We start from the raw sequence: 12,726 nt of genomic DNA, 5'->3' as shown, positions 1-12,726 counted from the left end.
ATCATAACGGCTCAGTTGTAGCCGGCGGCGCTACTTCAGATGGCGCTGATGGATTAACCCCTTTTTGATTTTGTGTTTATCTACCGAAAACAATATCGTCGGGCAATTCATTATGATCGGTTTCCCTGTTGTAAGGAAAGTAGGTGTGTAACCCTTCTCCGATTTCCTTCACATATTCGCAAATGCCTGCTGCAAAATGGTTCTGATTAAACTCGCTCAATACCCGGGTGACCAGATTTTCCCAATAGGGCTTTCCTGTCTTTTGATAAATGCCTTCGTCGCCAAAAATCGCCAATTGATGATCTTTTACAGCCACGTATAACAGCACGCCGTTGCGCTCCCGGGTTTGGTCCATTTTTAAACTAAAAAACACTTCAGAAGCCCGCTCAACAGGATTTACATACTTACAATGGCTTTCCATGTAGATACGTATCTCGCCGCTGGTACGGGTTTCAGCATCTCGAATCGCCTGAACGATCATGTCTTTTTCGTCCTGAGTGAGGATATCTGATTTATTTTTAGAGAACAAACCCACGATTTAAAATTTAATTTCAACATTATTTTCCGCACCAGCATCAGCCGCGAAACCCTCTTTTACATCAAAACCAAAAATGCCTGCGACGATATTTCTCGGGAAACTGCGCACCGCCTGGTTATAATCTCTGACAGCGGCATTAAAATCTGAGCGAGCTACTTTTATCCGGCGTTCATTTCCCTCGAGCTGCGTTTGCAGGCCGCGGAAAGCTTCGGTTCCCCTCAATACGGGGTACTTTTCAATAACGGCGATCAGCCGGTTTGAAGCCGCTGCGAGCGTATCCTGAACGCGCCCCTGCTCACTGTAGTTTTTTGCAGTCACTTCGCCACCTGCCCTGGCCAAGGCATTGCTTCGGGCCTCCGTGATCTGCACGAGCGTTTCCTGCTCAAAATCAGCCATGCCCTTCACAACGCTAACTAGATTGGGTGTAAGATCTAGCCGCCGCTGATACCGGTCTTGCACGTTGCCCCATGTTTGCTCTACTTTTTCTTCTTTACTGACGAGGCCGTTGTAAGCCACCATTGTATAAAGCGCCAGCAAAAGCACGAAAGCCACCAGCAAATATCTCAGCATTTTTTTTCGCTGCATCATCGATACTTAGTGATTAGAATTCTACTTTAGGCGCGGTTTCTGCACCGGGATCTGCTTTAAAAGGTTCTTTGGCTTTAAACCCGAACATACCACCTAATATATTCATCGGGAAGGAGCGTACTTTAGTATTGTAGCTGTTGACAGCGCTGTTGAACGCATTTCTTGAGGCGCCGATTTGATTTTCGATACCTTCAAGTTGCCCCTGCAATTGAAGGAAGTTTTGATTGGCCTTTAAGTCAGGATAGTTTTCGACAACCGCCAGCAGCCTGCTTAAAGCGCTGCTTACCTCGCCTTGAGCGGCCTGAAATTTTTGCATATTTTCAGGAGTAAGTTGCTCGGCCGAAACATTTACAGAAGTTGCTTTCGACCGCGCTTCCACAACTTTGGTTAAAGTTTCCTGCTCAAATTTTGCGGCACCTTTCACCGTGTTCACCAAATTCCCTACGAGGTCGTTACGTTTTTGATAATCAGTTTGCACGTTAGCCCAGGCATTCTTTACCACCTCATCTTCTTTAACCAAACTGTTATAGCCTTTGCACCCCATGAATCCAACGATAACTAAAGCGATCAGCAGAATTAAACCAAGTCCTTTCATTTTGTATGTTTTTTAGTTCAGGCCCTGTTAGCACAAGCAATCCGATTGAAACAACCGCTTGTAAAAGTTTGGGCCGTTTTTAATAATGTCAAACAAATTTATAGAATATATCCAAGGGAAACACAATCTATACCATTTAATCGGTAAGCGGCGCGTCTGGCCCGGTGTACAAAGTGCAAGCAGTATGCAAAAGAATAGTTGTAAAAATTATAAAAAAAGATTAAATTAGTAGTGCAAAAGCGCAATTACTCTTAATTGCCTTTATGCATGATACTGAGAAGGAAATGGAAAGTTTTGTTCACCACTATAAACTTAACATTATGGACCAGTTAATCCCTTACAGCAGTAAGCCTCAGGGCTCGCCTTTAGAAAATCACAGTCTTCCAGGAAAAAAGGGCCGTCACCGGTGGGCTTTATGGCCATTTGTTATAGCAGTTTTTATGGTAGGTATGGCATTTACTTCCTGCAACCAATCGAACGCCAATAGTAAAAATGAGAAAGCGGTGCAGGCGGATAAAGATTCGATACTGGCTACTATTGAAAAAGAGACAGAATCGTTTTTTGCCCGAGATTATGAAAGTTGGAAATCGACTTATGCGCAAACAGACTATGCCTTTCAGGCATGGAGCAATCGCGACGGCACATTTGATGCAAGTGTGGGATGGGATGGCATTGACAACACCGTCGGGAAATATATCCATGAAAATCCTGAACCACAATCCAGCAGCCACCCTATTGTTGAAAGAAAAAATATCAGGTATAAATTTTACGGCCCCGACGCCTGCTATCTTACCTGGGATCAGTTTAACAGCAATAAGGAAGGCGACAACTTCCATCACAGCAAGGAAGTAAGAATGATGGAGAAGATAAACGGTGAATGGAAGATAGTTTGTGTTGCAGCGTTTTGGGATTATGTGAATCCGATCGCCGCCGATAAATTAAAAGATATACAGCGCATGGACAAGGAGTCGAGGGGAACGGAAAAACTGTAGCATGCCGGACCTCAAAAAAAACCTCCCTGTTTGGGTTGTTACTAAATAGCTAAGCAAACTTTCTGGTAAACACCGAATTGACGGGCCGCTATTATTTTTAGCGGCCCTTTTTGGCCTTTCGCACCGCCGGCGTTTTATCAACCGATGAGAGTAAAAGCGGGTTGGAGACGATAATCGGCTTTGGCCTGCTGGTTACCTCATTTTTCTCAATTTCCACCTCATTAATAAGAAGACTTTCAGGCGCAACCAAACTTAGCTGCGCCATATTTTCTAAAATTGTTTGATCAGAAGCCACGATAAACCGTCGTAAGGATTTAAGGCTTAACGGGGTAATCCGACACTGATTGACCAGAGTTATGTCGCCGGTAGCGACATCGAGCTTATAAATCTCGGGAGCGCTGTAATAAAGTTTTTTTACAATATAGGCTGCAGGCAGGCCTTCCTCTTTAGCTACTTTGATCAGTCGCGCCACCATAGAATCAGCAGGAGCTGTTTTGGAAGACGAAAGCTTTAAAACGCCGGCTGTACAGCCGCGTCCGATAAAGGAACGCGCGAAGCCCTGCGAGAAAGGAAAACGCTTGGTTGGGGTTCGTCCATTTAGTAATGCCTTTAAAATACCGCCCTCGATCAACGTTAAAGAGTCGACCGGAATAACACCTTCGTCGTCGATGGGGAAAGACCCTGTTGTGTGTTTACCATCGACCATCTTTAAGGAAGGAATGGCTTTAAGCGTTAATTCCGACGCGATTAATTTTTGCCCCAGCTTCTCCTCATAATCGACACCCGTAGTGCCGTACCCCATAATCGATTTTCTCCGGGTCTGCAAAGGAGCGGCGAAACATTGATAAACGAGATCTGTGGCGGCATTGCCGGTAAATAAAACCGGGCCCATATAAGAACCTTCGAATGGTTTTGCTTTCTGCTTCAGCAAGATGCGGTCGATCAGTTGTGTAACATGAATTTCTAAGGCGGCCAAAGACGGTAATTCATCAATTGATGCTACCGTAATACTGTAATCATCGCTGGTGGTAACCCCCTGCTCGTCGGTTGTAGCTCCGACGGCGGTTAAACTTACATACCCTCCCGGCCTCCTGACGATCGTTCCTTCGCTACTCACCATGTAATCTTCATAACTGTTTATCATCAACCGACAGTAGGAGGTGGTAATTTGGGGGTATTTATTAAAGAGCTTTGAAAGCTTCTCCAAATGCCGGCGCCAGGTTGCCTTGTCAACCGTTATCGGCGAAGCTTCTCCAAAATCTTTCACCACCGCCGGCACCTTCGCCATGTCATCGAGCGCCAGTTCGCTCTCATCTACGATCACCCTTTTTAAAGAAGAAACAAAACCGCTGTATTGACGCGCATTATTTTTATAGGCTTTATCCGTTTCCAGCCAAAGCAACCGCCGATACTCGTCTGCGTTTGTTTCATCGGGAAGATTGATAAAGGATCCGTCATACATCATATAATCAAAATTCCGGTGATAATCGCCCACACGCACTTTTACCGAGGCCGATTGGTTATTGACGGGCTCGGTGGCGGTGGAAGTAATTTGACCACGTTCACCATTGATGCTGAACGTGTTTTGATTGCGCAATTGATAAGCAACAAAAAAAGGCTTTTCCAAATCTGGCAAGTGCAACCTTTCTATATTTCGTTTCAATTCCTGTTGCAACACACGTACATAAAAATTATCGGTCAGCTGCTGCGCCGACAAAGCTGTTGTAAGCAACAAAAGAAAAAGGGCTGAATAAACAATCTTGTAGCGCATTTAATAAAAATTGATGAGAAAATAAAAAGACTGAAAAATGAGTGACGCTTACTTGTCGAGATCGGGCCTGGGCAATACGGGCAGGCGTTCTGACGATTTGCTTTTTTTCTGTGTTTCTATGACGTCAACAAAAATCGCCGGCGACGAAGCGGAAACGGGCACCCATCCAGAACCGGAACCGCACATGCCATTAAAGGTTTCCATTTCGTTGCTGCTGGCGGTGATATGTTTAAACATGGATAGCGGCGTACCAATCAGATCTACGCCGCGAACTAATTCATCCGGCTTTCCATCTGCGTAAATTTTATACACTTCAGTTGGCAACACATTGAAGGCGTTCGGCGTTGTCCGCCCGACATTGGTGAAGCCACCCTGAACGTCCTGAAAAAGATAACCATAGGGTTTGCCCTGCTTTTTACACTCGTCGATCAGCATCTGCCGCAGGTCTTCAAAAGATTTTTGGCTTTTGCCGGAAACGATCAGGTTGCTTTGCCTGCTTTCGGGCACGCCGCCGGGCGCAGTTCTGGCGTGGCCATTGCTGCCACTGACGCCGTTGATGGGCGTTCTTGTCATAAGAAAATTCCGCAAAATGCCGTCTTGCACGACTTCCACTTTTTGTGCCGCCACACCCTCGTCGTCGAACCGGTAAAAGCCATTGACCTCTTCACCCTCAACGATCTTGCGGGTAGGGTCCATGGTGATGCTAAGAAAAGAAGGCAACACTTCAGATCCGATTTTATTTTTAAAAGTTTGGCCGTCAAATTCGTTTTTCATTCTTTTCCCTTCCAGTCGGTGGCCAAAAATTTCATGAAAAAAAACGCCGGCAGCGCGCCCGGAAAGAATAGCAGGCCCCACAAAAGGATCGGCCAAAGGCGACGTTCTTAACTGTGATAATTTCGCACTCATCTTTTTTATATCAGATATGATACTGTCGCGGAGGGGAAGGTCTTTCGGATCGTAGGCAAAATATAATTTATATAAAGGCAGCTCCATACCATCTTCGGCCTTACAATTTCCGTAAATACCCTGCCAGGTTTCGCTTGCATTTTCGACTATTTCCGAGCCGTCGGTATCAACAAAGTATTTCCTCGTGATCTTAAATTCAAAGTTGGCGCCTCCCGTTAATAAATCAGGGTTGGTTTTAAAGATGGCGGTGTAAGATCTCAGCGCATCAGCAATCGCATTTAAATCGGGTTTTGCTTTAGCATAATCAATGAGCTCATCGTAATGCTTTTCGACCTTGGCGCCTGAGAAATCGGCAGCCGTATCTTCTTCTGCTACGCGTACCTTTTTATTGGTCAGCAACCTTTCATATAATTGAGCCGCATTTTTATAGGCAAGATCTGTACTTTTCCAAAGCGCCAGGCGAATGATATCTTCATCGTTAATAACCGGCAGCCTTGTGGAAGCATTTCCAAATCCTATATTATGCGTATTATCAAATTGATAATTTCCCACTCTAATCGTTGGTGTAAAGATTCGCACCCGGCTGGAGTCGATACGATTGATCACTCCGAAACTCGAATTAACGCGATAAGACGTGATGTCATCTACGCGGTAACTCATGTAATAAATGTTTGTATCAGCAGCTTTTAGCTGCGTAAATTCCCGGTTCAGTTCATTTTTTAGAATACGGGAAAGCTGATCCTGCCCTGAAGCGGCCAGTGAAAAAAAGATCAGCGAGAAAAGCAGTATACGGGTTGCTGGTATCATCCTATAAAGATAATTTGTATGCGGACAGCAACAGCAACCTGATTCATAATTCTTCGCCAAAAAATCAGGTGAAGAGTGCTAATTGCTGGAGTATCCGCGACTGCTTTCTAAGATGCCCAATCTAAGAATTTGCATAACTTTTTACGTCGGAAGCCACAATGGTTTTTCCACTTAAAATAACCAAACGCTCTACGACATTCCTTAATTCACGGATATTACCCGTCCAGTTGTATTGTTGTAAAAGCTCAACAGAAGCCGGCTCTATGGCTTTTTTGGCGATGCCGTAATCGGCACAAATGCTTTCCAAAAACTTATCAATAAGTTGGGGGATATCTTCCCTGCGGTCGTTTAAGGATGGAACGTGTATCAGGATCACACTTAAGCGATGATAAAGATCGAGCCGGAAATTTTTCTCTTCGACTTCTTTAAGAAGATCTTTATTGGTAGCCGCAATAACGCGAACATCCACGTTAATATCTTTATCGGCGCCAACTCTCGTAATTTTACCTTCCTGCAACGCGCGCAACACTTTAGCTTGGGCGCTCAGGCTCATATCGCCGATTTCATCCAAAAATAAAGTGCCGCCATTGGCCTGCTCAAACTTACCAATGCGCTGTTTAACCGCAGAAGTAAAAGAACCTTTTTCGTGACCGAACAATTCTGATTCGATAAGCTCAGTTGGAATGGCCGCACAGTTGACCTCTACCAACGGGCTGCCGTTACGGGTACTTTTTTCGTGTAACCAACGCGCTACAAGTTCCTTTCCTACGCCATTTTCACCGGTAATTAAAACCCTTGCTTCGGTAGGCGCTACTTTATCGATCGTGTCTTTAATCTTTTTGATCGGCGCCGATTCGCCCACAATATCCTGGACCTTCGAAATACGCTTTTTAAGCACTTTGGTTTCAGAAACAAGCGTGCCTTTGTCCAAAGCATTTTTGATAGTGATCAGTAACCGGTTAAGATCCGGCGGCTTTGAAATAAAATCATAAGCGCCTTTTTTGACCGCTTCCACGGCGGTCTCAATCGTTCCATGTCCCGATATCATAATAATCGGCACGTCTGGCCTCACCTGCATCGCCTGGGTCAAAAATTCCATACCGTCCGATTTAGGCATTTTAATATCGCATAAAACGGCGTCGAATTTTGTTTCCGTAAAAATTTTTAGACCCTGTTCTCCATCTCCCGCTTCCTGGGTTTTATATCCTTCGAATGACAGAATCTCAATAAGGGTTTTTCTGATAGCCGCCTCATCGTCGATTACCAGAATAGATGGGCCGTTGTCGTTGTTCTTATTTTTATTGGGCACTGTCTTTAAAATTTAATGTTTTTACGCTAAAAGTCCATAAGCCAACCCGTAGCTCATGGACCCCTAACAAATAGTAAGTTTTAAATTATTTCTTTTGATACATCACCTCTTTCACTAGCTTCACGGTGCGCGCCACATCGGGCAAGGCCGCAGCCACGAGATTGGGTGCATAGTGTAGAGGAGCGTCAGCGGCTGTAATACGGCGCACCGGCGCGTCCAGGTAATCAAAAGCATCCTTCTGAACATTATAGGCAATTTCAGAAGACACAGACGCAAACGGCCATTGTTCTTCGACAATTACCAGCCTGTTGGTCTTTTTGATGCTGTTCACAATAGTCGGGACATCAAGGGGGCGAATGGTGCGTAAGTCAATGACTTCAGCGCTAACACCTTCTTTTTCCAATTCGGCGGCGGCGCCCAAAGCCACTTTCATCATTTTATTAAAGGAAACAATAGTCACATCGGTTCCTTCCCTTTTCACGTCAGCCTTTCCTAATTCGATATAATATTCTTCTTCAGGCACTTCCATTTTATCGCCATACATCTGCTCACTTTCCATAAACATCACCGGGTCTTCTTCATAGCGAATAGCTTGTTTCAGCAACCCTTTTGCATCGTAAGGGTTGCTCGGCGACACCACTTTGATGCCTGGTATATTCGCATACATCGCTTCAAAAGCGGTGCTGTGCTGTGCGCCAAGCTGACCGGCCGATCCGTTTCCTCCTCTGAAAACAATAGGGCAGGAAATCTGTCCACCGCTCATCGCCAGCATTTTAGAAGCTGTATTTAAAATCTGATCGAGGGCCAGCACTGCAAAGTTCCAGGTCATAAACTCTACGATAGGCCTCAACCCTCTTTGAGCCGCGCCCACACCAACTGCCGTAAAGCCCAGTTCTGCGATCGGCGTATCTAAAATTCGTTTCGGCCCAAATTCGGCAAGCATACCCTGGCTTACTTTGTAGGCTCCGTTGTATTCCGCCACTTCTTCCCCCATCAAAAACACCCGGTCATCTCTCCGCATCTCTTCATTCATGGCTTCTCTTAAAGCCTCTCTAAATGCAATTATTCTTGCCATATTTTTTTATTGATACTTTTTAGGTCGGGCAAATTTAAACGTAAAATGTAGAATTTTCAATATAAAATATAAATTATTCCATTTCGGTGGTGTTTATCTTTGTTGAATGCAATTACATTATCCGCTGCTCATAATCGGAGGCGGGCCTATCGGAATGACCTGTGCCATTGAAGCGCAGCGAAAAAATATCCCTTACCTTGTAATCGAGAAAGGATGCCTGGTAAATTCGCTTTATCATTATCCCGTAAATATGACCTTCTTTTCTACCTCTGACCGGTTAGAAATCGGGAACGTCCCTTTTGTATCCAATAATCCCAAGCCCACCAGAAATGAAGCGCTTGAATATTACCGCCGCGTAGCGCAAAGCTTCGATCTAAATATTCAGTTATTTGAAGAGGTAAAACAAATTGACCGAACGAAAACCTCAAATGGAAGACCTTCTTTCGAAGTAACTACTTCTAAAGCTGCTTACCGCTGCCAGTATGTTATCATCGCAACCGGCTTTTACGATATCCCTTATCTCTTAAACGTGCCCGGAGAACAACTTCCCAAAGTGACCCATTATTACAGCGACCCTCATTTTTATGCTTTTCAAAAAGTGATGGTGGTGGGCGCCATGAATTCAGCGGTGGACGCGGCTTTGGAAACTTACAGAAAAGGAGCACAGGTGACCATGGTCATTAAAGGCGACACGATCGGCTCCCGCGTAAAATATTGGGTGAAGCCGGACATAGAAAACAGAATTAAAGAAGGGTCGATCAAAGCTTATTTTAATGCAACGATAAAGGAGATCCGGCCTGATGAGGTAGACATAGAAACCCCAGACGGCCTCGTGACACTGAAAAACGACTGGGTCATTGCTGCGACCGGCTATCAACCCAATCTTACGTTTTTAGAGGAGACGGGCGTTGAGCTGAGCGCGGACGAAGTGCGTTGCCCCACCATCAATGCCGAAACGCATGAAACTAATGTACCCGGTGTTTACCTTGCAGGCGTTATTTGCGGCGGCATGAATACGCACCGCCTGTTTATTGAAAACTCGAGAGTGCATGCTACCAGCATTATCCATGATATTTCACAAAAAATGAGTAGCGTTTAATCGCGAAACCTAAAACGGATGAAAGATCCTGCAGACGATATTAAAAAGCGGCAGCTGAAAAAGCATAAAGCCATTGCCACAGGTTTGTTTTTGCTGATGGTGGCGGTATATGCTCTTACAACATGGGCGCTAAAAAACAGCAATTTCATAGCGCTCGGCTATATCAAAGCGTTTGCCGAAGCTGCTATGGTAGGCGCCCTGGCCGACTGGTTCGCGGTTACCGCCCTGTTTCATCATCCATTGGGCATTCCTATTCCGCACACCAATTTGATTGAAAACCGCAAGAAAAGTATTGGTAATAACCTTGGCGGCTTTGTGGTGAGTAATTTTTTAAACGCAGCTACGCTCCGGCCCTATATCGCCCAAATAAAAATCAGCGCTTTTATCACCAGTTGGCTGGGCCACGCTAAAAACAAAGCGCTGCTCTGTGAAGCCATCGGACGAATGCTCAAAGATGTCATTCAAAAAGCCAACGACGAAGCCGTGGCCTCTTTTTTCACAGCGAAGGCGAAGGATCTTTTAAAAGACGCGAAACTCAATGAGGTATTAGCCGCGGGCCTTGATATCATTGTCGAACGAGGCGACCAGGTGCGGATGCTCAACTATATCGTGACCAAACTTCGCGCTTACGTGATCGATAATGAAGCGATGGTTCGCGACCGTGTCAAAAATGAAAGTCACTTTCTAATCCCGGGTTTTGTAGACAATATCATTGCAGCGAAAATCACCAACGGACTGGCAAAATATTTACTTGAAATAGAAGAAGACCCTGACCATAAAATAAGGCAGGAGCTCAACAATCAGCTTTCAAAATTCATCAGCGACGTGAGGCATAGCGCCAAATGGCAGGAAGAACTGAATGGCGTAAAAGAAATCATTCTCAGCGGCAATAAAATTGAGCAATATGCGGGATCGGTATGGAAACAAATACAAACAAGTATTGTGAACGATTTGGAGTCGGCCCATTCTGCCATACAGACTTACCTCAAACATTTGATCGACGATCTGTCGGAGCACCTCAATAAAGACCGGCCGCTACAGCAAAAGCTGGATCGGTGGGCCATTCACACCGCTTATAAATTTATTTTAAAAAACACGGACCGCGTAGGCGCACTGATTAGCGACACTGTGGGCAACTGGGAGGGTAAAGAACTGAGCAATAAATTAGAGCTCGAAGTGGGGAAAGATTTGCAATTTATCCGAATCAACGGAACAATTGTTGGCGGCCTGATGGGGCTTATCATTTATATAGTGACCCGGTTGATTGAAAACAGTTAAACATAAAAAATGTATACGGAAATCGAATTTGAAAACCTTTCTGAAGAAAGTCGAGATTTGATCATTGCCAGCCTGGAAGAAAAAGCTGAGGGATTTGAAGAAACCGATAACGCGCTAAAGGCCATTTTTCTTTCTGATCAGTATGACGAAAACCTGGTCCGCTCCGTCGCGCAGGCTTACGACCTTTCTTTCCGTAAAAAAGAAATCGAAGCGCAAAACTGGAATGCGCTTTGGGAATCCAATTTCGATCCGGTGGTTGTCGATGATTTTGTAGCCATCAGAGCTTCTTTTCATCAGCCTGTAAAAAACGTAGCGCACGAAATTGTGATTACGCCAAAAATGAGTTTCGGCACCGGCCACCACGCCACCACCCATTTAATGATCCGCCGGATGCGGCAGATCGATTTCCGCAACAAATCAGTTTTTGATTTTGGCACAGGAACAGGCATTTTAGCAATACTGGCCCACAGGCTTGGCGCTTTGCAGGTGACCGCTAACGACATCGATGATTGGAGCATCGAAAACGCGCGGGAAAATTTTGAAAGTAATGGCGCGGCCCCGATTCAACTTCTTAAATCAGATTCCGCCGAACTTGGAGCACAATTTGACGTCATTCTCGCTAATATCAACAGGAATGTTTTAATAGATAATATGCCGGCGCTGGCTAACCAATTGAACAAAAACGGCTTGCTGATCCTCAGCGGCATTCTTGAAGCCGACCAGGAAATTATAAAAAAAGAAGCCTTATCGAACGGGTTAAAGCCGGTTGATATGACTTCGCGTTCGCACTGGATTTGCCTCGGTTTCGAACGTTAGTTAGCAAATTTCAATTTTTAAATTCTCATTAAAATTGTTGAAAATCAACGCTCTAAAGGTCGCAAAACCATCGCGTGATTGCGATTTTCGGTTTCGGACATATATTTGCAGGCTTTGGAGTGAAAGATATGCGTGTTTTTAAGTATCTTTTAAGTTCGATTTGGAAACATATATGTTATATTTGAAATCCATATTGCTCCATATAACGAAAATCAAATGCAGGAAATTTTATTAATCTTGTGCGCGTATTGCCTGGGCAGCATTCCGACTTCGGTTTGGGTGAGCAGGGGATTTTTCGGCATCGATATCAGAGACTATGGAAGTGGGAATGCCGGTGCCACAAATACCTTTCGCGTTTTAGGGCCGCGATGGGGATCTTTCGTGATGATATGCGATGTATTGAAAGGTTTTTTCGCTGTAAAATTGGCGCTGCTATTATCCGGTTACGACCCTGAAGCGATCTCTTTTTTAAATATGCAATTGGCGCTCGGCATTGCAGCCGTTATAGGCCATATATTTCCTGTTTGGGCTGACTTTAAAGGCGGCAAAGGCGTGGCCACGTTGTTCGGTCTCGTTATAGGCATTTCACCCTGGACCGCTTTGGCCTGCTCCGGCGTTTTTTTGGTTGTGTTATATCTTACAAGATTTGTATCCCTGAGCTCCATTCTCGCCAGCGTTGCGTTCCCTGTTTTTATCCTCGTTATATTTAATGTTGACAATCATGTCTATCGCGTTTTTGCGGTTGCCGTAGCATTGTTGGTCATCCTTACCCATCAGAAAAATATCGGCCGTATCATTAGAGGTGGAGAGAACAAAGTCCCTATCTTCAAAAACAGAGATAAGAGACGCCAAAAACACCAGGACGACGATTAACTGCTATTCGTTTCCCCCACTTTCATAGAATTTTAGTTGATACTTTGGTACAATGATTGCGTTCTTGCCTAAAGACATT

At 44.8% G+C, this 12,726-nt stretch carries 12 protein-coding genes; 5 read left to right on the top strand and 7 right to left on the bottom strand.

What is annotated here, in order from left to right; genetic code table 11:
* Positions 1 to 76: 76 nt before the first annotated feature.
* From ABDK00_RS04355 to ABDK00_RS04345, 3 genes are read right to left on the bottom strand one after another with little or no spacing between them, the layout of a single operon-like run.
* Entirely contained in the window at positions 77 to 535 is a 459-nt protein-coding gene (locus ABDK00_RS04355) for a TPM domain-containing protein (protein ID WP_346238289.1), read from the bottom strand.
* 3 nt (positions 536 to 538) lie between these two features.
* Complete coding sequence (locus ABDK00_RS04350) at positions 539 to 1,108, bottom strand: LemA family protein (RefSeq protein WP_428400363.1); 570 nt, start codon at positions 1,106 to 1,108, stop codon at positions 539 to 541.
* 31 nt (positions 1,109 to 1,139) lie between these two features.
* A complete protein-coding gene (locus tag ABDK00_RS04345) occupies positions 1,140 to 1,721 on the bottom strand; it encodes a LemA family protein (RefSeq protein ID WP_346238287.1) in 582 nt (193 codons plus the stop codon).
* A gap of 320 nt (positions 1,722 to 2,041) precedes the next feature.
* On the opposite strand from ABDK00_RS04345, the gene ABDK00_RS04340 reads away from it, so the two are divergent.
* Positions 2,042 to 2,713 carry a hypothetical protein gene (locus ABDK00_RS04340; RefSeq protein WP_346238286.1) on the top strand — a complete coding sequence of 224 codons (672 nt, stop codon included), beginning with the start codon at positions 2,042 to 2,044 and terminating at the stop codon, positions 2,711 to 2,713.
* 97 nt (positions 2,714 to 2,810) lie between these two features.
* On the opposite strand, the gene ABDK00_RS04335 is transcribed toward ABDK00_RS04340, so the two are convergent.
* From ABDK00_RS04335 to ABDK00_RS04320, 4 genes are all read right to left on the bottom strand, one after another.
* Positions 2,811 to 4,484: a metallopeptidase TldD-related protein gene (locus ABDK00_RS04335; protein WP_346238285.1), complete on the bottom strand. Its 1,674-nt coding sequence runs from the start codon at positions 4,482 to 4,484 to the stop codon at positions 2,811 to 2,813.
* A 48-nt stretch (positions 4,485 to 4,532) separates the two neighbouring features.
* Positions 4,533 to 6,197, bottom strand: coding sequence for a TldD/PmbA family protein (locus ABDK00_RS04330; protein WP_346238284.1), 1,665 nt, complete (start codon positions 6,195 to 6,197; stop codon positions 4,533 to 4,535).
* A 121-nt stretch (positions 6,198 to 6,318) separates the two neighbouring features.
* The gene (locus ABDK00_RS04325; protein WP_346238283.1) at positions 6,319 to 7,506 is read right to left on the bottom strand and encodes a sigma-54 dependent transcriptional regulator; all 1,188 of its coding nucleotides are present in this window, start codon (positions 7,504 to 7,506) and stop codon (positions 6,319 to 6,321) included.
* Positions 7,507 to 7,591: 85 nt separating this feature from the next.
* Entirely contained in the window at positions 7,592 to 8,581 is a 990-nt protein-coding gene (locus ABDK00_RS04320; RefSeq protein WP_346238282.1) for a pyruvate dehydrogenase complex E1 component subunit beta, read from the bottom strand.
* Between the two features lie 106 nt (positions 8,582 to 8,687).
* Between ABDK00_RS04320 and ABDK00_RS04315 the strand changes: the two genes are divergently transcribed.
* The 4 genes from ABDK00_RS04315 (at position 8,688) to plsY (ending at position 12,647) form a co-directional block, all read left to right on the top strand.
* Positions 8,688 to 9,680, top strand: a complete 993-nt coding sequence (locus tag ABDK00_RS04315) for a YpdA family putative bacillithiol disulfide reductase (RefSeq protein ID WP_346238281.1) — start codon at positions 8,688 to 8,690, stop codon at positions 9,678 to 9,680.
* Between the two features lie 18 nt (positions 9,681 to 9,698).
* Positions 9,699 to 10,958 (top strand): DUF445 domain-containing protein, encoded by a 1,260-nt coding sequence (locus ABDK00_RS04310; RefSeq protein WP_346238280.1) that lies wholly within the window; start codon positions 9,699 to 9,701, stop codon positions 10,956 to 10,958.
* 9 nt (positions 10,959 to 10,967) lie between these two features.
* Positions 10,968 to 11,774, top strand: coding sequence for a 50S ribosomal protein L11 methyltransferase (prmA, locus tag ABDK00_RS04305; protein ID WP_346238279.1), 807 nt, complete (start codon positions 10,968 to 10,970; stop codon positions 11,772 to 11,774).
* Positions 11,775 to 11,990: 216 nt separating this feature from the next.
* Positions 11,991 to 12,647, top strand: a complete 657-nt coding sequence (gene plsY, locus ABDK00_RS04300) for a glycerol-3-phosphate 1-O-acyltransferase PlsY (RefSeq protein WP_346238278.1) — start codon at positions 11,991 to 11,993, stop codon at positions 12,645 to 12,647.
* Positions 12,648 to 12,726: the final 79 nt, after the last annotated feature.

Origin of the sequence: Niabella insulisoli (genome assembly GCF_039652435.2) — a bacterium.
Classification (GTDB): Bacteria; Bacteroidota; Bacteroidia; order Chitinophagales; family Chitinophagaceae; genus Niabella; species Niabella insulamsoli.
Note: the sequence above shows the minus strand (reverse complement) of the source record. Positions and strands in the feature narration are given on the sequence as shown.